Below are 26,853 nucleotides of genomic sequence, written 5' to 3' on the forward strand. Positions count from 1 at the left end.
GTCGATTATGGTTAATAACCAAATATTTGCTCTAAGCTCAGTTTGTTGAAGGTTCCGAATTTCTCCATATCTTCTAATTTTACTTTCTTATCAGAAGCCACAATACAGTAATTATATGGTTTGCCAGCCACGCGTGCTGCATGGAAAGCTTTGATATCTGTAAAAGTTAAAGGTTTCAATTCATTGTATTCATCGATTCTTCCATCATGGTCGATTCCTAGTTTTTTATTGGCAAAATAGGCTGCTATAATGCCATCTTTAGTGATTCTGCTGGTTTCGATCGAATTCATAGCATTGTATTTTGAAGCCTCAAATGATTTTTCCGATTCAGGAAGATCGTTTAACAACTCATTCATTCCTTTTACTGCATCATTCATTTTATCGGCCTGACTGCCCACATAAGCAACCATTGCATATTGTTTGTCGTCACGGTCAGGAGCAGCGAAAACTGCAAAAGTAGAATAGGCAAGGGCTTTAGATTCCCTGATGGTCTGGAACACAATAGAACCCATACCGCCACCAAAATAACTATTGAAAAGTGTCACTTTTCCTGCAAGATCAGCTTCATATTTACCTGCATTTCTTACCCAGCGCACTTCAGACTGCACCATGTCATAGTCTGCAAAATAAACCTGACTATTTGCATTTTCCGTGTAAACGAATTTCTTTGCTACTGGTGTAGCAACGAATGCTGCAGGTAATTTATGCAGCTTACTGATGTTTGCACTGAAAGTAGCTTCATTTTCCGGACCATAATACGTGATCGTATGCTGATAGTTTCTCAGGTTATGCAAGATGGCCAATAGCTCAGCAGAGCTAATGTTGTTTACCTCTTGATTGGTTAAAGTAAAGTTAGTTGGATTAGCTGAACCAAATTGTGCATAGCTCATCAAGCCGCTTAGGATAGCTGCTTTATTTAGCTTATTGTTTTCTCTTGATTTAAGAATTCTACTTTTTAGTTCCGTTAAAGCCTGTTCGTTAGCTTTACAGTTGGTTAGGATATGCTCTACCAAAGTTACCGCCTTATCAAAATTCTCCTGTAAGCCGCTGATATTAATCGTAGCGACTTCATTGCTCACATTAAAAGTATAATTACAAGCAATGTTATAGAATTCTTTACTGATTTCTTCTGCGCTGTATTTATCAGTAGCTAAGAAAGCAAGATATTGAGCTGCATAAGGCATTAGTTTGTTGTTGTAGGCACCCATATCAAAGCGATAAGATAGGCGGAAAATGCTGTTTTCTTTATTCTCTACGGTGATGACCTCTGCGATTCCTGCTTTACCGAAGTTTAGGTCTTTCTGGAAATCGAGGAATTTAGGAGCAATAGGTGCTGATGGTAATGCCAATAGGTTTTTAGCAAATGGAGAGGTTTCTGTCGCATTGGTTTGTACCGGAGTGATGGTTGGTTTCTCTACCTTGGCGATGCTTTTATCTTCTCCTTTATGTTTATAAGTGACCACATAATTGTCTTTGAAAAACTGGTTGGCAAATTCAATCACTTGTTTTTTAGTGATTTTTGCCATCGCATCCTGTCCATTTAAAGACTTGTCCCATTTAGTGGCACGGTTTAAGATAAACTCATTCGTTACGGCCTCAACACGGAAAGCATTCTCATCAAAAGACTGTAATAAGCTCAGTTTCTGATTGGCAACAGTTGCCTTAATCAAGCTTTCATCAAAGTCTCCTTTTTTAAGAATATTCAGCTGATCCAATAACAATTGCTGCGCCTGCTCTAAAGTTTGTCCTTGTTTAGGCTGTGCAGTAAGGAAGAATATTCCGTAATCCTTCATCTGTTGATAACCTGCGGATGCACGAAGTACTTTTTGCTGTTTATTCAGGTTAATATCCAGTAAACCAGCTTTACCATTAGAAAGGATACTGGAAATCAGGTCTAACAACAAGCTTTGCTGCGTGTTTTCTGCAAAACCTCTGTAAGACAATCTTACACTTTCTGCGCTAGGGCCATAAATGTCTAGTTTCTGAATTTTCGTCAATGGTTTTTCTGGTGCTGGCTGATACAGTTCAACCGGTTTTGCTTGCATGAAAGAGAAAGACTGATCTACCTTTTTGATCATTTCATCAGGATTGAAATCTCCGGCCATAGCAATAGCCATGTTATTTGGGACATAGTATTTGTTGTAATACTTTCTGATTTCTACTAATGAAGGATTCTTTAAGTGTTCTACGGTACCAATGGTCGTCTGCTGACCATAATTATGAGTCGGGAATAACAATTCTGCTGTTTTCTCATTAATTTTCCATGAATCATCATCTAAGCCCCTGTTTTTCTCTTCATACACTGCTTCTAACTCCGTATGGAAAATACGGAAAATAGGATTACGGAAACGTTCTGCTTGTAAAGCAAGGAATTTATCAGTTGCATTTGAAGGGAAATCTTCATTGTAAACCGTTTCCTCATACCAGGTGTGTGCGTTAGTCGACTGTCCACCGATTGCTTTCATCATTTTATCATACTCATTGGCGATAGAATAATTAGAAGCTTCACCAGAAGTTTTATCAATCTGTGCGTAGATTTCTTTTCGTTTTGCCGGATCAGTTGTTTTATTGTATTGCTCATAAAGACCATCGATTTTATCCAATAATGGCTTTTCTTTTGCGAAGTTTAGGGTGCCGAATTTATCTGTTCCTTTGAACAACAAGTGCTCCAGGTAATGCGCCAGTCCGGTTGCAGTACGTGGATCTGTATTACTTCCCGCTCTTACACTCATACGGAATTCAATGGTTGGTTCTTTTGTATTTGGTGATAAAATCACTGTTAAGCCGTTCTTCAACGTATAAAAACGTGATTTTGTCGGGTCATTGGTCACATACTTATAAGTATATCCACCCGAGCTCGCCGTTTTCCACTGAAAACCGGATTGAGCCATTATACTCGACCCTGCAATTAGAAAACAGGCGAGTAACAGTAATTTTTTCTTCATGTTTAATAAGTTATAATTCAAATATACTGGGAAAGTCGATTATGTCCTTAACATTCTATCTAATTCTCGTATTTTTGTGGGTATGAAGAAGCAAAATTCTAAACCTAATATTTTAGTGGTAAACGATGATGGAATCACAGCTCCGGGCATTAAAAACCTGATTGAAGTGATGAGTGAGCTGGGGAATGTAGTGGTGGTTGCACCAGACGGCCCACAATCTGGAATGGGGCATGCCATTACCATCGGAAAACCATTGCGTTTTGATCGCGTTGATCTTTACGAAGGCGTAGAAATGTACAAATGTTCGGGAACTCCTGTAGACTGTGTAAAGCTGGCGGTAAATAAGATTTTTAAAGGTCAGAAACCTGATTTATGTGTTTCGGGGATTAACCATGGACTGAACAATTCCATCAATGTAATCTATTCAGGAACGATGTCTGCTGCGGTTGAAGGAGCTATTGAAGGCATTCCATCGATTGGGTTTTCATTGGATGATTTCTCGGAAGGTGCTGACTTCAGTCACTGTAAGAAATTTATTAAAGTAATCTCTGAAGAGGTATTGAAAAATGGTTTGCCGCAAGCCACCTTACTCAACGTAAACTTCCCAAAAGGAGCAGATTTGAAGGGAATAAAAATATGTCGTCAGGCGAATGCCAAGTGGGCGGAAGATTTCGACGAACGTAAAGATCCTTACCAACGACCTTATTATTGGCTGACCGGAGTTTTCCAAAATAACGATAAAGGAGAAGATACAGATGTGTGGGCATTGGCACATGGTTTTGTATCCGTAGTCCCTGTACAATTTGATTTAACGGCACACCATGCCATTCCTGTATTGAACAGCTGGACATTTGATGTTTAGAAGAGTTAAAGATTCGGTATTTATAGGACTGGGAGTCGGCATACTGGCTCCCGGTATCCTTGGCAGCATTTCCTGGTACCTGATGCACCGTTATGCTTTTTTAGCCAAGGCTGATTTATTACTGATCGCCTCTATCGCCGTTAACGCTTTATTACTCCAGTACTTTTTTAAACTTAACAAGGAAAATACAGGAAGAGGCATTATCAGTGCCACATTCCTTTGGGCTTTCCTCTTCTTTTTTTATAAAATCAACCAATAATGAGATACTATTTAGTAGCTGGAGAAGCCTCCGGAGATTTGCATGGTGCCAACTTAATGAAAGCACTAAAAGCGGAAGATGCAGCTGCGGAGTTTCGCTATTATGGGGGGGATAAAATGAAAGCAGAAGGAGGTGAACTGAGAAAGCATTATTCCGAAATGGCTTTCATGGGCTTTACTGAGGTCCTCATGAATTTGAGAACCATTTTCAGGAATATGAAAGCCTGCAAAGCAGAGGTATTGGCTTACCGTCCTGATGTATTGATCCTGATTGACTTTCCGGGCTTTAACCTTAAAATTGCAGAATTTGCCAAGGCGAATGGGATCAAAGTAGCTTATTATATCTCTCCTAAAGTATGGGCATGGAACCAGAAAAGGGTATTAAAGATCAAGAAAATTGTAGATCAGCTATTTTGTATCTTACCTTTTGAGGTTGATTTCTATAAGAAATGGGGGATGGAGGTTAATTATGTAGGAAATCCTTTACTGGATGAAATTGCACTATTTGTTCCCGATCCTGAATTTAAAGCTAAATATCAGCTGAATAAAGATATTGTTGCCTTGTTGCCAGGCAGCAGAAAACAAGAAATTGAGCGATTGCTGCCAGATATGTTAAGTGTGACAGCTGCTTTTCCTGATCAGCAGTTTGTAGTAGCTGCAGCGCCAAGTTTTGACGCCGCTTATTACCAGCAATTTATCAATACGGCAAACGTAACCCTTGTTTTCGGACAAACGTATCAATTGCTTCATGTGGCTAAAGCAGCCATTGTCGCTTCCGGAACAGCCACCCTGGAAACTGCATTATTCCATGTGCCGCAGGTGGTCGTTTACCGCGGGGGTAAAATATCCGTCGCAATTGCCCGTATGCTCGTAAATATCCGCTTTATTTCCCTGGTAAACCTGATCATGGACAGAAAAGTTGTGACAGAGCTTATTCAGGAAGACTGTAATACTCAACAGATCACCAATCAGCTAAAAGACTTACTTTATACAGAGGTTAGGAACACGATGTTGGCAGATTACGCAGAATTATCTGATAAAATGGGAACAGCCGGGGCCTCCGAAAGAACCGCAAAACTCATAATTTCCGATCTAAAAGGCCATTAGATGGCTCAATAACCTGATTTTTATTTAGTTTCATATAATATTTGATATTTAGGATTTATTCTTTATCATTGATTTAGTAAAACGTATTAGTTCTTTACTGGTACTTTTTAATAAAACGATCATTAACCAAAATATAACCAAATATGAATGATTCTACTTTTATTACACTCCCCTTTGGCCATTTTTTAAAACGTATTAGCTAAAGTTTTAGCGATAGCCATTTCCTTTATTAGATTTTAAACAATTCCCATTCTATGGGTACCTGAACTTAACATCGGGAGGGAATTTTTATGTCTTTTTTTTAGGAATAGTAATTAATTAGTAAAAGGGTTTACTATGCGGAACGTACCAATTAAATTAACCAAATAGACAACTGAGTATTCACTTTAACCGAGCACTATGATTAAATAAGCTAACTCAACTTTTTATACTAAATCATTAAAACGGTTTAGTCCCTTTACTCCAAATCACTTCAATAATGGAGATTGCATATAGGGAATGCAAATCAACCTAATAACGAACCTAAATATAAATACTAATGAAAATTAAAAACTTAGTTTTTGCAGGGCTTCCTTTGCTCTGTTTAACGGGAATGCAGGCACATGCTACACCAGCGGAGCTGATGCTAAGGGCCGCTAAATCCCATTCTACTTTTTTGTTTCCTAACGCAACTCAGAAAATACTAATTACCGGAACAGTAGTAGATGAAAATTCTCAACCTGTCCCTGGTGTAGGTGTTAAATCATTGAAAAACAATAAAGCTACAGTAACTGATGCTGCGGGTAGATTCAGTATTGAAGTAGAAAATGCGACAGACCAGTTGACATTTAGCTATATCGGCTATGAAACTCAAACTCGCCAGGCAGGAACAGGTACTGCTCCACTACAAATTAAGTTGAAACCAGCCTCTGGGGTAGACCTGGATGATGTGGTGGTAGTAGGATATGGAACCAGAAAAAAATCTGACTTAACAGGAGCGGTCGGTTCTGTAAAAGAAGAGCAGTTGAAAGAACGTCCGGCAGCGTCATTAAACCAGGCATTGGCAGGACGTATTCCTGGAGTGCAGGTGAACTCTAACTCTGGTCGCCCGGGTGGACAAACTAATATCCGTATCCGTGGTTTTAGTTCCATCAAAACCACCAACAACCCTTTATATGTTGTCGATGGTGTAATTCTTCCAGTGGGCTCACAAACGCAAAGCAGTAATGCGATCGACTTCCTGAATCCTGGAGATATTGCCTCTGTAGAGGTGCTTAAAGATGCTTCTTCGGTAGCAATTTATGGTGCCAGAGGCGCCAATGGGGTAATTATGATCACCACCAAAAAAGGTTCTGCTACTGGGAATAAGATCTCTTATGACGTAGATTTTAGTGTGCCAACTATTGGTCCAAAGCGTGTTAAAATGCTGAATGCCCAGGAGTTTATTGATGTAGAAAATCTAGCTTATGATAATGCTAAAATCTATGATCCTGTAGGATGGGCGAATAATTTATATAGCGATCCAAGAATCAAAAGAAAGAACTTACCGCTGCTTTTTAATGCGGATGGAAGTCCAATATATGATACCGATTGGTTTAAGGAATCGACTCAGAATAAGCTCTCTCAAAACCATCAGCTAGGTTTTACCGGTGGTAATGCTGAGAATTCTTATGGTTTATTCCTGAATTATAGAGATGACAATGGATTACTCAAAAACTCCTACCTGAAACGTTATTCTGGAAGGTTCGTGATGGATAGCCAAATGAAGAAATGGTTGAAAGTAGGCGGAAGCTTAAACTATACCAATCAAACAGAAAATCTGGTAGATATCGGTACTGGTGGATTAAATTCGGTAAGGATGATCACAGAAAGTTTCCCTTTTCTACCTGTTAAGTATCCTGATGGCACCTGGGCAGATAATCAAAATTATCCGGGTGCAGAAGGTGGATCCAACCCAGTGCATATCCTGACCGATCGTAAGTATCTTTTGCAAACACAGAATGTGTTAGGGAATGCTTATGCGAACCTAAACCTTGCAGAAGGATTGGAATTCCGTTCAGTTTTAGGCGCGAATGTGGTCACTCGTGGTCGTTCTGAATACAATGGACGTAGTCTTTACGGAATATCTTTTGACCAGAAAGGAACGGCTACTTTAGATAATAACAGAGAAACCTATTGGTCATTTGAAAATTACCTGACTTACAATAAACGTTTTGCCAAAGATCACGCCGTTACTGGTTTGTTAGGGATATCATGGCAAGAAACTAATATTTTTGGCTTCGCTACAGGTGCAGAAAATTTCTCCAGTGATTTTCCACAATACAATAACCTGATCGGAGGAAGTAAACCTACTCCGGGAACATCCAGAGCAGAACGATTTGGATTTAATTCTTACTTCGGTCGTTTAAACTATAGCTACAAAGATAGATACCTTTTCACTGCTACTGGTCGTGCGGATGGTTCTTCTAAATTCGGAGAGAATAGTAAATATGCTTTCTTTCCATCTGCGGCTGTAGCGTGGAAAGTCTCAGAAGAAGATTTTATCAAACAAAGTAAGGTCATCTCTAACTTAAAACTACGCGCCAGTTATGGGGTGACAGGTAACTCTGAGATTCCTAGTTATTTATCAAAAGGTGTTTTGGGTTCAGGTTATGCCGCTATTATCAATGATACAAGAGTAGCGGGTGTAGGTACAAACCGTCTGGCTAATCCAGATTTGAAATGGGAAAAAACCGCACAGTCAGACATAGGTGTGGAATTGGGATTATTCAATAACAGAGTGAACCTAGAAGCAGATTTGTATTACCGTAAAACGACTGATATGCTCCTTGATGCACCGGTGCCTTTAACCAGTGGTTATTCTTCAATTACCAAAAACATTGGCAGCATGGAAAACAAAGGGTTGGAATTTGCGATCAATACGGTAAATATTAGTACTGATGATTTTAGCTGGAATACCAGTTTTAATATTTCAATGAACAGAAATAAAGTGCTTACATTGGCCACACCAGCAGATATTTTTGGTGTAGGAAATCCTGGATTTACCAATGAAACCGGAATTATCCGTGTGGGTGAGCCTGTAGGATCTTTCTGGGGACTAACCCGCCTTGGAACCTGGAGTGAGAGCGAACGTGCAGAAGCTGCTAAATACAACTATAGAGCAGGTAAACCAGTTCTTCCAGGCGATATTAAGTACCTGGATAAAAATGGAGATTACCAGATTAATGATGATGACCGTGGCATCATCGGTAATGGCAGCCCTAAAGCCTGGGGTGCTTTCTCTAATACTTTTAAGTATAAAAAGTTTGATCTGACTGTAGAGATTCAGTATTCTGCAGGTAATGATGTATTGGATATGACGAAACACTCTGCTGAAGACCGTGTGGGAATTGCAAATAGCTATGCTTCAGTATTAAATGCATGGACTCCGCAAAATCAAAATACACCAATCGCTGCAATTCGTGATACCAGAGCTGGTTATGTAACCAACGTAGATAGCCACTGGGTAGAAGATGGCTCGTTCATTCGTGGCAGAAACCTTTTACTAGGTTATACATTCGCAGAAAGCATTACTAAAAAACTGAAAATAAACCGATTGAGAGTTTATGGTAGTGTTCAGAACTTCTTCCTGGCCACTAAATTCTCTGGTAATGATCCTGAAGTAACTACTTATTCCAATGCTTTTGCACAGGGACAAACGTTCTTCGATTATCCTAAGCCAACTACTTTTATGCTGGGCTTAAATGTGAGTTTATAGTTCTAAATATTGTCAATACTAAATAAAAGATCATGAAATTAAATATAAAATCTTCAAGCAAAATCCTACTGATTGCAATGGTGGTGCTTGGAACCGGATGTAAAAAATTCCTGGACGAACAAGATCCTTCAAACTTAACTCCGGAAACTTATTATACCATTCCTGAACATGCAGAAGCTTCTATCGCTGCTGGATATGCACAGACTCGCTTTATCGGAAATGGTGCAGGTATTTTCGCTGCCAATTTCTCTATGCTGGAACTGGTTACTGGAACTGCAAAGACTGAAACCGGGCAAAACTCCGACTTGAACAATCTTGCTGGTTTATCATTTACAGGAGAAAACCTATTGGTTAGAAACTGGTGGGCTGGTTTATATAATGTAATTGCTCAGACAAATCTGACTTTGCAGAAAGTACCGGGAATTAACCCAATGGATGCCACAAGAAAAGCACAGATTCTTGGTGAAGCCAGGTTTTTACGTGCATGGGCTTACTTTTATCTGGTGAGGTTATATGGAGATGTGCCATTAATTTTATTACCACAAAGCACAAGTTCCCCAGATTTTTATCCTACAAGAACGGCTACAGAAGCAGTGTATGCACAAATTGTTGAAGATTTGACAATAGCAGAAACAGCAGGCTTGCCTTGGCAGCAGGCAAGTGGAACTGCAAGTAAAGGAGCAGCGAAAGCATTATTGGCTAAAGTCTATTTATCAATGGCTGGATTTCCTTTAAATAAAGGTACTGCATACTATAAACTGGCTGCTGATAAGTCGCTGGAAGTCATTAAAGATGGTGGTTTCGGATTATTTGATACTTATGGAGAACTGCATAGCTTAGCCACAGAAAACAAAAAAGAACACATGTTCGAAATTCAGTATCTGGCTTCTGTAGCAACTAATCCAATGCAGCAGTTATTACTGCCAAATTTCAAAGACGTTTCTGCTTATAGTGATGAGGTAGGAAGTACAGTGCCAACAGCGAATTTCTACAACTCTTATGAGGCTGGAGATTTAAGAGCAAAAGACAGAGAGGGATTCTTTTACACTTCTTATTATACAGGTGGAAATGGTCCTTTGAAGCAGTTAAATGCGCCTTACATCTTTAAACATTTTGATGTTGTTGCCAACGGGACTTTAGGAACGGCTGGTACGGCTCAAAGTAGCTTAAACTGGCCTCAAATTCGTTATGCGGAAGTGTTATTGACTTATGCAGAAGCACAAAATCGTGCAGATGGAACACCAAATCAAGCGGCTTACGATGCTGTAAATACCATTAGAAAGCGTGCATTGTTAACCCCATTGTCTGGTTTGGGTCAGGCACAGTTTGAAGAGGCGGTATGGCGTGAACGCTGGCATGAGCTATGCTACGAAGGAATTACCTGGTTTGATATGGTGCGCTTAAGAAAAGTGTACAATGAAACGACTAATGGTTTTGATAATTTCGTTGGGCATGCTTTTGCAGCAACACCTAATGTAATTTTGGGAGAGAAACATTTATTGTTTCCACTACCAACAGTAGATTACAAAAATAACCCTAATCTGAGGCCTCAGAATCCAGGCTATTAATTGATTCTATAAAAAAACGGATGCTCATAAGGCATCCGTTTTTTGTTTTCAACCTGATTTGATAGGGAATAATTGTTTAATCTATGATCAAATTATTCTTAATTGCAAAGTCATACAAAGCAAGTGTAGAATCTCCAATTTCTAGTTTACGCATGATGTTTTTTCGATGGGTATAAATAGTGAATTCGGAAAGGTACAGTCGCTCTGCAATTTCTTTAGTTCTCATATTCTGACATACCATGCGAATAATTTCTACCTCTCTTTTACTGAGTTTATGCTTTCTCAGGAAATCATCCAAATAGGAAGGAGATGCAGTTTGTTCTTCTGGTTTTGGAAAGAAGGATTTTCCATTAGCCACCTTTTTAATGGCTTCGCTGAGTAATGTTAATTTACCAGATTTAACCAGGTATCCAGCAGCACCTTTTAGCCGGCAATCTTTGATCAGCTCTGGTGTGTCATAATTAGTCATGATGATTACCCTTGCTTTTATTGGTGCTTTTTTTAATTCTTCCAGGACTTCCAGGCCGTCCAGACCAGGCATATTCAGGTCTAGCAAAATTACATCTGCTTCATTTAACGAGTTGGAGTTTAACAAGTCCAAACCATTATTTACGGTGTCAATGATGCTAAACCTAGCGTCTTTTTCCAGATAAGCTTGTATACCTTCTAAAATAGCAGGATGGTCATCTGCCAGAATGATAGAGATCTTCATTAGGGTCGAATTGTCTGTATTCAACCCTAAATTAGAAAATGTAATTGAGTTTACGGTGTCAAACTGTTTTTCTTTTTTACTGATTCGAGCATGTTATCCAGTGTGTTACGGTCTAATAATGATCCTTTTGTAACCACAGCATAGATTTTTTGAGTAGCACTGATGTTTTGTAATGGGTTTTCATTGAGTAAAATAAGGTCTGCTTTTTTTCCTTTTTGTAGACTACCATAAGCAGTCTTATTTAAGAAAGCCGGGGAGTTAATCACCGAAGCCTGGAGTGCCTGCAAAGGTGTTAGGCCATACTTTACCATTAATTCTAATTCTTTATGGAGGCCGATGCCCGGATAAGTATAAGAGTTCAGATAACCGGCATCTGTTCCCGCCATAATTTTCACACCTGCTTTTTGTAGGAGCGGAAGCGTTTGTACGGTTTTTTCAAACAACTTTTGTCTGAATTGAATGGCTTCAGCATTATCTTGTTCTACTCTTTTTACACGGCCTACATAAGTTTGCTGCAATCCTTTGCCAATGTATTTCAGATAATCATCATTTTTATGATTGTTTTGATCAAAATAAGCAAGGATATAACTCAAAGATAGGGTAGGTGTCAAATACATTCCATGTTTCGCCATATTCTTATAAGTGGCCAGGGCTGCGGTTTCGTCAAAAGTATCCATCACTTTTTGATTGAAGGCTTTTCCTTTTAGTTTTCCTTCTGCTACTTCTTTAGAAATTTCTTTTTCTACTTTGGAACCGGCTTTTAGTGCATAACCCAGATGTTCTACTGAGCTTAATCCAGCCGCGGCGATTTGTTCCATCGTAATTGAATTTGGAATATGTGCCGATACCCGAAATCCTTCGGCACGTGCCAAACGGATACTTTCTAAAAACAGTTCCGGACTTAAAGTATTGTCTGTGATCTTTACAAAATCTACTCTTATTTTTTTCAAAGAATCTAAAGCGGATTTGATTTCTTTGGTGTTTCCAACTTCTATGTCGCCAATCCAGCTGGAGTTATATCCTTCTAATTTCGGACCTGAGGTCAGGATAGTTGGTCCCTGCAGTTTTCCAGCTGCAATTTCGTCCCTCCACTGCAATACACTCGGACTAATATCTGCGGCAGCATCGCGAATGGTGGTGATGCCGTAAGCAAGATATAAAGGCAATAGGTTTTTGTTTTCTTCAATCAATGCTGTCCCGCCACCAAAATGCATGTGGTTATCCCATAAACCGGGCATAACATATTTTCCTGTGGCATCTACCGTTTGGGCAGCGGTATATTTAGAAAGCTGGCTTTCTGGAAATACGGCCGCAATCAAGCCGTCTTTTATGGCAATACCTTGCTTAGGAATTAGTTTTCCTGTTTTTATATCAATAATTGTCGCAGATTTAATCAATAAATCAACAGTTATTTTTTGTGCAAAGGTGATCTGGGCAAAAAAGAGCCCAATTAAAATCAGTGATAGTTTTTTCATGTTTTATTTTCTTACGGCGGCGTTTTCCAGAATGGTTATAATCTCTTTAAAATGTTTCTTTCTAGCATGATCCAAAGCAGTCACACCATCTTTGTCTTTAATACTGAGTGTGGCTCCGGCATCTACCAGTAGCTGTACAATTTTTACGTGTTTTGGTCCGCCATCACTTAGGATCACGGCTTCTAATAGTGCAGTCCAGCCCAGTCGGTTGACATGGTCAATGGGGTAGGATTTATCTTTCAGTAATTCCTCCACAACGGCGAGGTGACCCTTTTCACAGGCAGGAATTAACGCAGTTCCATTGTATCTATTGAAAACCTTATAATCTGCTCCTGATTTTAGGCACAGTTTCAGGATTTCGAGCTGTCCTGCGGCTCCGGCATATAGAAAAGGACTATTTAGTAGGTTATCCTGAGCATTTACATTGGCTCCGGCATCAATTAGCAGTTTGGCTAGCTGTACCTGATTCAGGTAGGTAGCCGCCATCAGCGGTGTTTCTCCTTTTTCATTTTTCAGTTCCAGATTTGGCTTTTTACTGAGCCATACCTTCATTTCTGGTAGGTTTTGTTGGGCTATGATCTGGAAGATCTCATTTGTGCTGCTAGTCATGGTTTTTTCCTGGGAACAGGCGGTTAGGGTGTTTAAGCTGAAAAACAGCGAACACAGTAATAAAGTCATGCGGTATTTCATACACAAATTTATCTTTCTAAAAAGAAATAGAGTAGGACAGGTTAGCACATCAAGGGTACTAATTATTCATCTTGCGGAATTCTTGGGGGGAGAGGTCTGTATATTTCTTGAAAAATCTCGAAAAATAAGAAGAATCGTTAAATCCGAGGGTATAGGCAATCTCTTTAATGTCGAGCTGTGTCAAGCTCAATAATCTTTTTGCCTCCAGTAAAATCCGATCTCTGATCAAATCACCAGCGGTAATTCCGGCTTTTTTTCTACAGACCTGATTCAGGTAGTTTGGGGTTACACTCATTTCATTGGCATAAAAGCCAACTTCACTATGTGCTGTATAATGCTGTTCTAGTAAGGCCAGGAAATTATTAATTATCCGATGATCCGGTGCATATTCATGCACATCAAAATTTTCAGAATACCATCTTTTCAGGAGTAAGAGAATGATTTGTAAGCGGGTTTGAATCAGGTCGATGTGAAGGTCGTCGGAAAGTAGTTCTTCCTCTTCAATTTGTTTCAACTCTAGAATTAAATTTTGGTATTGCGTTGCTGTAAGGGGTAAATATGGTGCCGCTGATAAATTAAAATAGGGAAAACGCTGACTTCCTGAAAGCAAAAACTTCATGGAAAACAGGATTTGATAACCTGAAGTATCGGGAGATAGGTTCCATTGATGTGCTTGTCCCGGAGCAAGAAAAAACACCATCTGATCCTTTACCTGATGTTCTTTAAAATCTATAGTATGGGTACCGCTTCCTTTTTCAATCAATAAGATCATATAAAAATCATGCTTATGGGCATGAGGAATAACTGTCATATTGATGGGTTGGTGGTGGACGAGTTTAAAATCCTCCTTGGTATAGGGAAGGTTGAAGATTTGTTCAATGCCTACAGTTGGTAATAGCATTTTAAGGGCCAATGAATAGGATCAGGCAACTTAAAGGTATAAATAATTGTAATATGGTCTATAATTTTGTAAAACTATCTTTTTTTTATCCTGGCTTAGCCATTTTCTTTTGAAAAAGTATAAGTCATCTTATGAATGTGGTAACTGATGTCTTTATGAACCATTGTCATCGCAGGATCCGGACAGAACTTGAAGCCAACTGATTCGTAGCATTTTATTGCCGCATCATTCTTTTCCCAGGCAAATAAGTCAACAGCAGGAGCAGGGTAATGTTTCTTGATTTCTTCTAGCAGCAATCTTATAAAATATCGTCCTAATCCTTTGCCCCTGAGTGCCGGCTTTCCAACTAATATTCTTGCTAGTCTGGGTTTACCACTTTCCTGGGGGATAATTTCTCCAAACGCGAATGCAGTTTCCTCGCTGGTATAGCCGATATAAAAACGACGTTCCGGATGTGAAGCCTGATATGCTGTAATTTGTTGTCTGCTCAGTGGATAAGAAAAATCTGTTCCGGCAAATTGAAGTAGGATTTCCTCATCAGTTACCCAGGAAGTAAGGAGGTCAAAATCAGAAGATTCATAAGGTTTCAGCATAGTGTTTGTTTTTCACAAGTTATAAAAATTACCTACATATCTAAAGTGAATGGGGTTTTCAATCATCGATAACGACTATGTCAAAAGGATTGGTTTCTAAGTTTCCTTTTTATTAAGGAACCAGAAATGAGGTGTTGCATTAGGTATGCTGATTTTTATGAATTGTGGATGTTTTTTTTTTTAAAAAAAATCCTTCAGTTTTTACCGAAGGATTTTTACTATACGTATCGTATATAAATCAACAACTATTTACACTCTAAAGTTAATTTTTCTTCATGATTGAATTCATAACTGTTGGAGCCAGAAACAGATGTCTGTTTATCCTTTATGCTGATGATGTTTCCTTTAGCGTCCTTCTGATAATTAAACTCAAAGGATTCAATGGTGTTAACTGAATTTTCAGAATGAGTGTATACGGATATCACTTTTGTAGCAAGGTTTTTAGATTTTTTACCAAAAAAGCTGACTAATATTTCATTTACATCATCATGTAAAACTGCATCAAATACTTTTCCAGCAACGATATCATTGGAGAGCTCATCTGTACCGTAAGTGATGGTTGATGAGGTCTTTTCAATTACTCCTGCAGCAGCACGTTCAAAAACTACATGGGTTAAATTGCCAGCAGTGTAGGTGAATGTTTGTGTTTCTGTAGTGGCATTGTTTGTTTCAGGATCTGTATATTGCTTTTTTATCATTGATAAATAACCATCAGAATTGTAGGTGACATTTGAAACGGTTTGCAGGTAATCGTCTGGGTAACTTGCAATTCTTCCTTGTGCGTCCAGCGTGTAAACCAATTGCTCAGTTTCTTTCTCACCGTCATAAATCAGTTCAAAATTCATCGTGATTTTATTTTTTTCATAAGTAATCGTTGCAAATTCTGTTGATTTCAAGGTATGAAAATCTATTCTTGTCACTTTCTGTTTTTCATTATAGCTGAAGAATCTTTTATAGGAATTTATCTCTGTACCCAAGTTGGTTAAGTAGTCACTATTGGTAACCAGGCATTCGCTTAGTTTTTCAATAGGTTCTTCCCGTGTAATTTCGGGGATGCTTTTTGAGCATGAAGCAAGGGTCAGCAAGCTGATTGTAGAGAGCATTAAAAATACTTTTTTCATCTGTTGTTTTAATTTTTTAATCGAATGTCCCTATTCGACTGGTTCTGGTTTTAGTCGCATGGAACTTAACTGGGCTCTGAAAATGACGTCATCTACCAAAAGGGAAGAGTTGTTTATTCTTCCTGCAGTATAGTAAAATAATTACTGAAGTTTTTTTGAGATTTTGGTTAATGCGAGCGTAATTTCTTTTTTTTGGTAAATAGGTTGGTTAAATGTACGGATGATTAATCGAAATTACTGTTATTATTTCCAATAACTATTTAATGAAATCTTTTTTTGAAAGAAAGAGCGGATTTTAGGTTAATTGTAAACAAATTTTGAGCTATCTTTTAATATCTGGTCTCGGATCTGAAGTACGGAGTTACTAAAAGCATCATTGATTCTAACATGTTGATTCATAAGGAATTTATTGATGCCGAATAATGATGGTACTTTGTTCTCTATAATGGATTTACCAGAATATGTGCTCACAAGCTTCCCATCTCGGGTATAAATTTTACACTCTAAATCGATATATATTTGCTCTTTGCTTTTAAAAAAACTGCTTTTAAAATTTTTCCTGAAATTCTTGATTTCACCTTCCATTATGTAATCTGACGTATCCATCTGCATTCCGATTTTTTTGAACACTAAATTTTTGGAGAAGTCATTGATGATAGCATTGGTTATTTCAACAGGTAAGTCTTTTATGTATCGAGGTGGGTTTACATAGCCGTTGGGATCAAGCTTATCCTTAATTGATCTATTATCAGTAAAATTGTTAATGGTTATTGTTTTGTTAATTGTAGATAAAGATTTCTCTAATTTTACCTCAGGATTGTAAGTCCTATAATAATTAAGTGGTCTCCCACAGGAAGAAAGTAAACCTATAAATAGTAAGAATGTGCCATGTAATAAAATAGATTTTCGAGTTTTGTATCCTTTGAGAGTTAATTTTAGCATGGAGATTAATGAGGATGTTTTTATAAAACTACAACTATAATTAGATTATGAAGTTTAATGGACGCAGATTCGATCTGCTTTAAACGAGAAAAACCTTTCTGTTTTCAAGAAAGGTTTTTATTGGAGTGGGGGGAGAAGGATTCGAACCTTCGAAGTCTTGCGACAACAGAGTTACAGTCTGTCCCATTTGGCCACTCTGGTATCCCCCCATTTTGTCTTTCCTGAAAATAAACGAGATCGCTTATCAACGGAACCGACTAAGTAAAAACTAAAAGCTTCAGATCCCTGAAGCTTTTTAAGGGTGGAGAATAGCGGAGTCGAACCGCTGACCTCTTGCCTGCCAGGCAAGCGCTCTAGCCAGCTGAGCTAATCCCCCTTGTGGCTTATGCTGGCAAAAATAGCAATTAGTTCCTGTAAAGCAAATTAAAACATATAATGGGCTAAAAAACAGGTTATTATTTTTTAAGAGGTTCAATAAATTCATTAGTAGGTGTTAAATTCTTTTACAGATGGTAGTCATAAGAAGGACATCCACTCTATTTGCTGCTGTAGACCAATGGAGCGATTGAGATTAAAAATTGTGCTGATCAGCAGGTCCAGGATTAAAAAGCTGTGACCACCCACAACTCTTTTTTGTAGATTCTTTTAATGTTATCATTTTTATTTGCTTATGCATTATTGTGTGTACTATTCTAACACAGTCGTACATAAGTTATCCTGATTGAATATAGAAATGGGCTGAAACCACTGATATATGGGCTGAATCTCAATTGCCTGATTTTTTAAAAAATCGCCTGTATCATGATCTTGTTCATTTTTTTCCTTGTAAAATACCTGCTTTTCATCAGATTGACCATCATAATGACTGAAAATACCTAGCTTAGAATCAGCTAACCAAATTGAGCATTAAAGAATGATGATATCAGATATATACAGAGAGAAATCTCCGCTGTCAGAAAAAGATTGTTTTGTAGTTTTTGACCGTACTAAATCATCATTTACCTTCCCTGTACACGTGCATCCTGAGTATGAATTGAATTTTGTAGAAGGGGCAGCCGGTGCACAGCGCATTGTTGGTGATTCCATTGAGACGATAGGAAATAAAGATTTGGTTTTCATTGCTAATCCCGAATTAAAACATGCCTGGAAAGATGGAGAGGGTATGGCTACTGATATTCATGAAATCACTTTACAGTTTCACCCTTCTTTAATCGAACAATGTTTAGATAAAAAGCAATTTCAAAGTATTCAGGAGTTGTTTCGAAAAGCGGCTAAAGGAGTGATTTTTGGCCGGGAGACGACGGAAAGGGTTCTTCCGCTTTTGAGAATAATTACCATGGAAAAGGATGGTTTTTATGCGGTGATGAAGTTATTTATTTTACTGTATGAATTGTCAAAAGGGGAGGATGTCAGAGAGCTTTCCAGTGCTTCATCTCCGGAAATGACCACTAATGAAATTATGGTTAATAAGCTACACGGTTATATTTCTGGTAATGTTTCCAGGATGATCTGCGTATCCGATGCTGCTGCGGCCTTAAACATGAGCCGTTCTACTTTTGCCCGCTTTATAAAAAGCAATACGCAAATGAACTTCAGTGATTACCTGTTGGATTTCAGGATCAAAATGGCCATGCAAAAGTTGAAAAAATCTACTCCTATTGCAGAAGTGGTTTCGCATTGCGGATTTAACAGCATCTCTTATTTCTACCGTGTATTTAAAAAAGCAAAAGGGATCACTCCCGCCGAATTTCGAGACAGTCACAAACAACAGCAGCAACTGATCATTTGAGGCAATAGTTCATGATTTGATATCAGTTCCTTTCCCCTATAAAAATCTTCGATTTGAGTGTTAAAGCCCATGTACATTGGAGGTTAAAACTTGTTCATATTCATAAATCAGCACTTTTAAGGGGAATCACCTGGAAATAGCTCAAAGAAAAGAGCGAATAGTTCAAGTCTGTTGAGCGAATTGTGCAATCAAATCTTTGCTGCTTTTGTTTTAATGTGCTGATTTCAATGTGTTTGCCGCATTTTTTAGGCCTTGAAGAAAATCAAGACCCTCGCTGCCTATTGTCTGTTAGATCCCTGATATATACCCGATATCAGTCCTTTTTACCCCTGTTTTACATGATTTCGTGCTAAATAAAGAACTAAAAGTCCAATTCAAATGAGCAAATTATGCAATTTCTCAATTTCGTTTTCGGCTAACTTTATCCTATAAACCAAATCAATATTAAAGTATGAGATAGCAGTGCTTATCGCTCGGTTGCCGAAAGGTGATCGGAGGAGGTCTAATGCCTTGTTCCTTAATAAACCAAATAAAAACCAAATATGAAAAGAATTGTACTAATGCTATTCCTTGCTGCAATAAGCCTGTGTTCATGGGCACAGCAAGTGATGACTGTGAAAGGCACGGTCAAAGACACCGGCAATAACCCTTTGTCTGGTGTTTCTGTCGTAATAAAGGGCTCTCCCGGGGGGACGATGACAGATGTCAATGGAAATTTCAGCACTACTGCTGCCAAAGGAAAAGTGCTGGTGTTTTCTTATGTAGGTATGCAGAAAACAGAAGTTACGGTAGGAAACTCCAGTAACCTTCAAATAGTCATGGAAGATGATGATCAGTTGAATGAAGTGGTGGTGGTAGGTTATGGTACGGTTAAAAGAAAAGACCTGACTGGTGCTGTCGCTTCTTTAACGGGTAAAGAAATGCAGGCAGATGTAGCAAAAAGTACGAGTGGTGCACTGCAGGGCCGGATTGCAGGAGTTTCAGTTTCTAGTGTAAGTGGACAGCCGGGCGCTGGAATGAGTATTGACATTCGCGGTTTGAGCTCATTGGGTTCAAATACTCCTTTATATGTGATTGATGGAGTATATGGCGATATCAATATGGTAGATCCTTCAGATATTGCTTCGCTAGATGTCCTTAAAGATGCTGCGGCTGCAGCGATTTACGGTTCACGTGCCGCCAATGGCGTAGTATTGATCACCACCAAAGGTGGTAAGAAAAATACCGCTGCTACCATTACTGCCAGTTTATATACCGGTGTTCAGAAGATTGCAAAGAAACTGGATGTACTGGATGCTCAGGAGTGGAAAAATATCATGAACCAAAGCGGGTATCTGCCAAAGGAGGCAATAGATTTTCAAGGCCCAGGAACAAACTGGCAGGATGAAGTTTATCGTACTGCTCCGATTTCAAAAGCAAATGTAGGCATCACCGGAGGTTCAGAAACAAGCACGTATAATGTTTCTGCAGGTTATATCAACCAAAAAGGAATCTTGATCAATTCAGGATATGAATCTGTTAACTTGCGCACAAAAAACACCTTCTCTTTCTTTAATAATCATTTACGTATCGGAAATACGTTGATGTTGAACACCTCAGAGAAACAAGACAACCGATTGACGATCACAGATGCATTGCGTCAAAATCCATTGTTAGCGGTATACGATCCAAATCAGCTGGGTGGATATGCAGGGATCTTACCTTGGATGAAAAATATGGACAATCCTGTAGGAGCTTCCAGGTTATTTGATAACAAACTAAATAAAACAGACATTCTCTTGAATGCTTATGGAGAGGTAGACCTGGGCATTGAAGGATTAAAATACAAATTGAATTTTGGATATAACAGGAACATAGGGAACTATTATAATGCGAATGCTCCCTATAATTTTGGATCAGGTGCAATACAATCCAGACTCAGTCAATCTGCCAATTTTAACACCCAATGGTTAATTGAAAACACTTTGCATTTTGACCGTACTTTCGGTAAACATACCATCTCGGCCCTATTAGGTTATTCTTCTCAGGATAATAAAAATCCTGCTTTTGGTGCCAGTCGTACCGATATTCCTTTTGGAACAAGTACGATCGGCGCAGGTTCTACGCTTCAGCAAGGAACTTCTGGCTCTTTACAGGAATATTCATTAGTGTCCTTATTTTCCAGAGCCATGTATAGTTATGATTCGAGATATCTATTCTCTGCTTCCGTTCGTAGAGATGGATCTTCACGCTTTGCAGACGGCCACCGTTATGGCGTGTTCCCTTCTGTTTCTGTGGGCTGGAATATCATGAATGAGCAATTCTTTGGCAGCTTAAAAAACACGATTAATGAATTAAAAGTACGCATGAGTTATGGGGTACTGGGAAATCAGGAAATTGGTAACTATGCGACTCAAAGTATCAGCAGCAGCGGAATCAATTATATTCAGGGTGGAACCTGGTGGATGGGCAGCAATACCGGTATCACCTGGCCATCACCGAAAAACTTAACCTGGGAAGAGACTAAAACCAAAAATATAGGTTTGGACGGCAGCTTCTTTGGAGGTAAGTTGTCGCTGACCGCTGATTATTATATCCAGCAAACTGACGATGTATTATTGAGTATCGCTATGCCGGGTTCGACAGGTATCAATGGCAGTCCGACAATGAACGCAGGTATCATCAAGAATAAAGGTTTTGAGATGTTGTTAAATCATAAAAATACGATTGGTGAAGTCAGTTATAACATCGGTGTCAATGGATCTGTGGTCAGAAATAGAGTAGAAGCAATTACTGTAGGTAGCTCAAAACAGGAATTTGGAGGTTATAATCCACAAGGAGAAGGTACCATTACCTGGGCAAAAGTAGGTGATCCGATCGGTGCATTTTATGTGATTAAAACTGCTGGTTTGTTCCAGACAGATGCAGAAGCACAAGCCTATAAAACTCCAGCGGGAAAAGTAATCCAGCCGAATGCTAAAGCTGGTGATATCCGCTTTATAGATTACAATGGTGATGGACAAATTACTGATGATGATCGTCAATATGCAGGCAGTCCATTCCCGGATTTCAGTTACGGTATCCGTGGTAGTGTAGCTTACAAAGGTTTCGATCTGGGTATTTTCTTTGATGGCATGAAAGGAAATAAGATCTATAACTACACCCGTGCGCGCATGGAATCCATGAATGAGTTTACCAATTTCGGTGCCAACGTATTGAACGCCTGGACCCCTGACAATAGAGCTACTGATGTTCCTCGATTTACACAGCAAGATGAAAATAAAAACAGCCGCCGTGTGAGTGACCGCTGGTTAGAAGATGGTTCGTTTTTCCGCTTGAAAACCGTAGAACTTGGTTACACTTTCTCTAATCACTTGTTGAGCAAAATCCATGTTAGAGACTTAAGAGTCTTTACTTCCATGGAAAATGTGTTCATCGCAACCAAATACAAAGGGTATACTCCTGACCTTGGTCAAAATGACGATCAGAATGGCGGCGGATCAAGCACCATGTCCAGAGGAACAGACCATGGCCGTTTTCCTTCTTCAAGGACCCTGATTTTTGGTCTCCAATTAAGTTTATAATCAAAAAAAAGCTAAGCATGAAAACGAATATATTAAAGCAACTGTCTTTTGTTGCAGTACTGACGATCTCTATAGGGGCTTGTAAAGAAGCTGATTTCCTGGATAAAGTGAACCCAAATCAAGCTGTAGAGAAAACTTTCTGGGTTTCCGAAGCGAATGCACAATCTGCAATAGCTACTGTTTATTCTCCTATCCGCGGACAAATGTATGGTTACTATGGTGGCTATACCGGATGGCATACCATGAACCGAGCAGATGATGTCTGGTTTATTTTAGGAGAGGAGATGCTGAATTGGGAACCGGCTACTTATACGAATACTGCGAATACCGCAGAAAGTGATTTTGGCAGGTTATACAATACCATCAACCGCGCAAATGTAGTGTTGAACAACATTAAAAAAGTGCCAATGAGCGAGGCAAAAATCAATGAACTTTCTGCCGAAGCAAGCTTCCTGAGAGGTTTCGCCTATTTCCTATTGGTGACCAATTTTGGAGATGTACCATTGCGCCTGATTCCTGCTACAGAAAGTACAGATGAAATTATGAAGCCATCTTCTCCGGAAGAAATGGTATGGAAACAAATAGAAGCTGATTTTAAAACAGCAAAACAATATTTACCAATTGTACGCCCGGCAGCAGAAGCAGGAAGGGTGACTAAAGGTGCTGCAATTGCTTATTTAGGGAAATCGTATAATTATAGAAAGATGTATACGGAAGCGGAAGCAGAATTGAGCATCATCATGAAAGCCCCTTACACCTATGACCTGACCACTAAATTTGAGGATAACTTCAATGAAAATACAGAGCTGAATAAAGAATCTGTTTTTGAGTTAATTTATGACGGAAGTTTTGGTAGTGGCTCCTGGGGTTCTGAAGAAGCCACCAGTACACAAGGTTTTGTGATTCCGAACTTTGTGGGTCCTCAGGGAACAGGAGGCTGGTTTAAATGGATGCCAACAGCAGCTATTGTAGCAGACTTTGTGGCGGAAGAAAGGCCCGCTGGTTCAGATACCAGATTCGACAAAAGGATGTATACCAGTTTCTTCTGGAAGCATTCTGATTTTGAAACGACCATACCTGATGGTGCCTGGTTTGGAAATTTATCCTTTGATCAGATCTGGGATGCTTCGGCTACGAAACGCTTGAGAGGAGAGCCGGATTATCCAACGATCAATGGCAAAAAAGGTCGCTTCCTAATCAAGAAATTCACCAATTTTTACAAGAATGAGGCTGATGCAAACAGCATGTACAATCAGAAAAATCAGAACAATAACCTGCGCTTAATGCGTTTTTCAGAGGTGCTTTTATTGCATGCAGAGGCTGCGATAAAAACGGGTAAAACAGGTGATGCAGCCAATGATTTGAAGCGGATCCGCGACCGTGCAGGCCTGGCTAATAAAACATGGACTGGGACAGATGATTTATGGAAAGAAGTAATTCATCAGAATGAATTGGAGTTCTTCTTTGAAGGTCACCGCTTCTTCGATCTGAAACGTTTTTATACTTATCCTGAAATGAAACAAATTTTGGTAAATAATAAAAAACAAGGCGCTGATAACTTCCAGGCTAAACATTTTTACCTGCCAATTCCACAGAATGAACTGAATACAAACACTGCGATTCAGCAGCATCCTTTGTGGAGATAATTAAATGAATTGACAAATAAAAAGGTGGGCCGGATATTTATTCTTTCCCGCCTTTTTTTAATAGATCATAAAATGATTGGAAATAGATGTTATGGGCTAAAAATTGGAATATTGAGTGTTGTATTCCTATGCTTTATGGCTTGTAAGAAAGACGAGGTGCTGGTTCCTCCTGCAGGTGCTGAGTTCCAAAATTCACTGGAAGGGATGGTGAATAATGGCATTCTCCTCAACAGTTACAGCAAAGAAAAAGAAAACTATGTTTTTCATTTTGAGACCGGAGATATTGAAGTTCCAGGAGCACTGGTACTGACTATCCAGGACCAGCCTGAACTTTGGAAAACAGTAATCCAGTTTAAAGATAAAGTCAGTCTTGCGTTACCTTCAAAAGGAAGTTCTTTGGATTTTATGGTAAAAGATAAAGCGTTAAACCCTTCGGGCTTTAATCCTTTAGCAGCAACCGTTGAAGTAGTGCTGCCCGGACGGGGAAGGGTACAAGTAATTGTAGAAGGAAAACCCGGTACAAATGGCAGTATACAGCATTTGTTTCTTGCTTCAAACCCCCGACAAACGATTCCCATATTTGGACTTTATGCCAATTATAACAATCGGGTGGCCCTTGTCTTTACAGATATGGAAGGTAAGGAGCGTGGACGTACCTATATTCAAATACAAACGGCGGCATTGGATCTGAAGGCTTTTCCTACTTTCGAAACGGTTGTGGCACAAAAGAGCCGCATGGAGCCTGGATTAAACCTGGTGAGCTATCCAGGCGAAAGTGAAATCGATACCTCCTGTCCTTATATGGTTGATGCAGATGGCGAGATCCGTTGGATACTGCTATTGAAACAATCGCCGAAACTACAAAGATTAGCGGCTTCAATAGGTTTAAAACGAATGAAGAATGGGAATTTCCTAAGCGGAGACGGACAGGAAAGCCGTATTGTAGAGATCGATCTGTTCGGAAACCTGGTTAAAGAATGGGACTTGAAAAAACTAGGTTATACCTTTCATCATGAAGTAACAGAAGCTGTCGATGGCAATTTTCTGATTACTGTTTCTAAATCCGCAGCGCGTCTGCCCAATGGAAAACCTCGAATCAACGACCACATCATCGAATTAAATCCATTGTCGGGGATGGTTGTGAAAGAATGGGATTTAGCCAACATGCTGGATACTGCCCGTTACGACCATCAAGGTAATTTGTCGGGCGTAGATTACAGTCAGACACCAGTAAATTGGGCACATAACAATTCCATTGCAGCAATGGGACCAGATTTTCTAGCCACAGTACGTTTTCAGGGCATCATGTCTTTTACAAGAGGAGGAGCATTGAAATGGCTGATTTCTCCACATAAAAACTGGAGTAGCGCTTATCAGCAATATTTATTATCACCCTTAGATGCAAAAGGACAATTAATTACTGATCCAAAGGTAATTTCTGGTGAGATCGCACATCCAGATTTTGACTGGTCTTGGGGAATGCATACACCTGTATTGATGCCTAATGGCAATATTCTGGTTTTTGACAATGGATATAACCGTCATTTTCAGCCCAAAACGCTTGGCAGTCCAGACGGTTACAGCCGGGTAGTGGAGTATAAGGTGGATGAAGTAAAGAAAACGGTACAGCAGGTATGGGCTTATGGAGAAAGCAGGGGAGCTCAAGGTTTTTCTGCGGCACTTTCCGGGGTGCAGTATTTGCCGGAAACAGGGCATGTTTTGTTTTGCCCGGGGATGGGGGTGAAAACGAATAAAGGATTAGGAGGAAGAGTGGTAGAACTTGATCCGAAGACAAATGAAGTAATTTACGAACTGGCAATTACAGCGCCTAGTGTTTCCGCATTTCACCGGGTAACGCGTATGCAGATGTATCCGGATAATAAGTGATTGTTGCTCAGCTATTGAAATAAGCCATGGCTTCCATTACGGAAGCCATTGGTGTTTAAATCCGGGCTGCTCGCCCATGTGATAGTCGAAACTAATTTTACGGCCTGCATATTCCAGCACATCACAAATGCGGACAGGCATATTTAAACTACATTGATAAATTCCCAGACGCTCTTCTTCAAAAGTGGTAATTTCCGTGAGGAGCTGGAGCGACTGTTCCTGAATCACTTCATCGGGAATTTGAATACATACCTGTTCATGAACTTTACATTCTGCTCTTCCAATAGAATAAATATCTCCCAGATTGATCCTTTCAGGATTGAAATCTGATTGCGTTAGCCTGGCGTTTTCCTGTTTGTAATTTAATAACTGAGCGGATACCCGTATGTTTTCTGGGATGAATAAAGCTTTTTCCTGCATCTGAGGGATCAGGTTTAGCATGATAGCTACCTGAGGCTCTTTTCTTAATGCATTTAACATCGTTTCAGAGATGACCAGATGAATGGCCTGATCTGCTGGAAAGGTATATTGAGTCGCGTCAGCACAAATCCATTCCTCAACATAGGCTTCCAGGTCTAATTCCTGGTATAATTTTTTGGATGCAGCTAAAGAACGTTCATTGATGTCTAGCAAGTGGAACCTGATTTCTTCAGGACTGAATAAAGTAGTAAAGGGGGTCACTAAAGTTGCATAAGGTCCACATCCTGCATAAAGAATGTGTAATTGCTCAGCAGGAAAAGATTGCTGAAGTTTTAGGATCGCTTTATGGATGCCCCGGATGAACACCGCTGTTCGCTGTATTTCCAGTAAACAATGTGCTGCACCAGTAGGTGAAATGGCCTTTCCGGAAGGTAAAAATAGGTCTGTGTCGTTCATGTCTCCTGCCGAAATAGCAGTGTGTGAGGCGTAGAGCTGATGTAACTCATGAAGGTCATCGTAGATGTCTTTAAAGTTGTTGGGTTTGAATAAGAGGGTCTCTGTCGACTGTTTTAATATCATTGTGGCGTTATATTTGATTTGAAAATACACAAAAAGAATTTAGGTTATAAATTATCTAT

General features: G+C 39.3%; 18 protein-coding genes and 2 tRNA genes. 9 read left to right on the forward strand and 11 right to left on the reverse strand.

Annotated features, from left to right (window positions below; genetic code table 11):
* Positions 1–11: 11 nt before the first annotated feature.
* Positions 12–2,945, reverse strand: a complete 2,934-nt coding sequence (locus K7X70_RS04210) for a M16 family metallopeptidase (protein WP_222535895.1) — start codon at positions 2,943–2,945, stop codon at positions 12–14.
* An 82-nt stretch (positions 2,946–3,027) separates the two neighbouring features.
* Between K7X70_RS04210 and surE the strand changes: the two genes are divergently transcribed.
* The 5 genes from surE (at position 3,028) to K7X70_RS04235 (ending at position 10,476) form a co-directional block, all read left to right on the forward strand.
* On the forward strand, positions 3,028–3,807 hold the full coding sequence (surE, locus tag K7X70_RS04215) for a 5'/3'-nucleotidase SurE (RefSeq protein WP_222535896.1): 780 nt from the start codon (positions 3,028–3,030) through the stop codon (positions 3,805–3,807).
* A complete protein-coding gene (locus K7X70_RS04220) occupies positions 3,800–4,066 on the forward strand; it encodes a stationary phase survival protein SurE (protein ID WP_187667669.1) in 267 nt (88 codons plus the stop codon). Before surE ends, K7X70_RS04220 begins: the two co-directional genes overlap by 8 nt.
* Positions 4,066–5,172: a lipid-A-disaccharide synthase gene (gene lpxB / locus K7X70_RS04225; protein ID WP_222535897.1), complete on the forward strand. Its 1,107-nt coding sequence runs from the start codon at positions 4,066–4,068 to the stop codon at positions 5,170–5,172. Before K7X70_RS04220 ends, lpxB begins: the two co-directional genes overlap by 1 nt.
* A 538-nt stretch (positions 5,173–5,710) precedes the next feature.
* Entirely contained in the window at positions 5,711–8,908 is a 3,198-nt protein-coding gene (locus K7X70_RS04230; protein ID WP_222535898.1) for a SusC/RagA family TonB-linked outer membrane protein, read from the forward strand.
* Between the two features lie 32 nt (positions 8,909–8,940).
* Complete coding sequence (locus K7X70_RS04235; RefSeq protein ID WP_222535899.1) at positions 8,941–10,476, forward strand: RagB/SusD family nutrient uptake outer membrane protein; 1,536 nt, start codon at positions 8,941–8,943, stop codon at positions 10,474–10,476.
* Positions 10,477–10,552: 76 nt separating this feature from the next.
* On the opposite strand, the gene K7X70_RS04240 is transcribed toward K7X70_RS04235, so the two are convergent.
* From K7X70_RS04240 to K7X70_RS04280, 9 genes are all read right to left on the reverse strand, one after another.
* A complete protein-coding gene (locus K7X70_RS04240; RefSeq protein ID WP_222535900.1) occupies positions 10,553–11,188 on the reverse strand; it encodes a response regulator transcription factor in 636 nt (211 codons plus the stop codon).
* Positions 11,189–11,238: 50 nt separating this feature from the next.
* Positions 11,239–12,663, reverse strand: a complete 1,425-nt coding sequence (locus tag K7X70_RS04245) for an amidohydrolase family protein (RefSeq protein WP_222535901.1) — start codon at positions 12,661–12,663, stop codon at positions 11,239–11,241.
* Positions 12,664–12,666: 3 nt separating this feature from the next.
* Positions 12,667–13,353, reverse strand: a complete 687-nt coding sequence (locus K7X70_RS04250; protein ID WP_255606913.1) for an ankyrin repeat domain-containing protein — start codon at positions 13,351–13,353, stop codon at positions 12,667–12,669.
* A gap of 58 nt (positions 13,354–13,411) precedes the next feature.
* Positions 13,412–14,254: a helix-turn-helix domain-containing protein gene (locus K7X70_RS04255; RefSeq protein WP_222535902.1), complete on the reverse strand. Its 843-nt coding sequence runs from the start codon at positions 14,252–14,254 to the stop codon at positions 13,412–13,414.
* 95 nt (positions 14,255–14,349) lie between these two features.
* Positions 14,350–14,847 carry a GNAT family N-acetyltransferase gene (locus K7X70_RS04260; protein ID WP_222535903.1) on the reverse strand — a complete coding sequence of 166 codons (498 nt, stop codon included), beginning with the start codon at positions 14,845–14,847 and terminating at the stop codon, positions 14,350–14,352.
* Positions 14,848–15,092: 245 nt separating this feature from the next.
* Positions 15,093–15,968, reverse strand: a complete 876-nt coding sequence (locus tag K7X70_RS04265; RefSeq protein ID WP_222535904.1) for a hypothetical protein — start codon at positions 15,966–15,968, stop codon at positions 15,093–15,095.
* A 300-nt stretch (positions 15,969–16,268) separates the two neighbouring features.
* Positions 16,269–16,910, reverse strand: a complete 642-nt coding sequence (locus K7X70_RS04270; protein ID WP_222535905.1) for a hypothetical protein — start codon at positions 16,908–16,910, stop codon at positions 16,269–16,271.
* A 126-nt stretch (positions 16,911–17,036) separates the two neighbouring features.
* Positions 17,037–17,119: transfer RNA gene (locus tag K7X70_RS04275), tRNA-Tyr, on the reverse strand.
* 93 nt (positions 17,120–17,212) lie between these two features.
* Positions 17,213–17,286 (reverse strand) — tRNA-Ala (locus tag K7X70_RS04280).
* Between the two features lie 537 nt (positions 17,287–17,823).
* On the opposite strand from K7X70_RS04280, the gene K7X70_RS04285 reads away from it, so the two are divergent.
* The 4 genes from K7X70_RS04285 (at position 17,824) to K7X70_RS04300 (ending at position 25,795) form a co-directional block, all read left to right on the forward strand.
* The gene (locus tag K7X70_RS04285) at positions 17,824–18,699 is read left to right on the forward strand and encodes an AraC family transcriptional regulator (RefSeq protein WP_255606914.1); all 876 of its coding nucleotides are present in this window, start codon (positions 17,824–17,826) and stop codon (positions 18,697–18,699) included.
* A gap of 542 nt (positions 18,700–19,241) precedes the next feature.
* On the forward strand, positions 19,242–22,262 hold the full coding sequence (locus K7X70_RS04290; RefSeq protein WP_222535906.1) for a SusC/RagA family TonB-linked outer membrane protein: 3,021 nt from the start codon (positions 19,242–19,244) through the stop codon (positions 22,260–22,262).
* A 17-nt stretch (positions 22,263–22,279) separates the two neighbouring features.
* Positions 22,280–23,908, forward strand: coding sequence for a RagB/SusD family nutrient uptake outer membrane protein (locus K7X70_RS04295; protein ID WP_222535907.1), 1,629 nt, complete (start codon positions 22,280–22,282; stop codon positions 23,906–23,908).
* Positions 23,909–23,980: 72 nt separating this feature from the next.
* Positions 23,981–25,795, forward strand: a complete 1,815-nt coding sequence (locus tag K7X70_RS04300) for an aryl-sulfate sulfotransferase (protein WP_222535908.1) — start codon at positions 23,981–23,983, stop codon at positions 25,793–25,795.
* A 36-nt stretch (positions 25,796–25,831) separates the two neighbouring features.
* Here K7X70_RS04300 and K7X70_RS04305 read toward each other — a convergent pair whose 3' ends face one another.
* On the reverse strand, positions 25,832–26,794 hold the full coding sequence (locus tag K7X70_RS04305) for an SAM-dependent methyltransferase (RefSeq protein ID WP_222535909.1): 963 nt from the start codon (positions 26,792–26,794) through the stop codon (positions 25,832–25,834).
* Positions 26,795–26,853: the final 59 nt, after the last annotated feature.

The sequence above is a fragment of the Pedobacter polysacchareus genome, from assembly GCF_019802255.1.
In the GTDB taxonomy this organism is placed as follows: Bacteria; Bacteroidota; Bacteroidia; order Sphingobacteriales; family Sphingobacteriaceae; genus Pedobacter; species Pedobacter polysacchareus.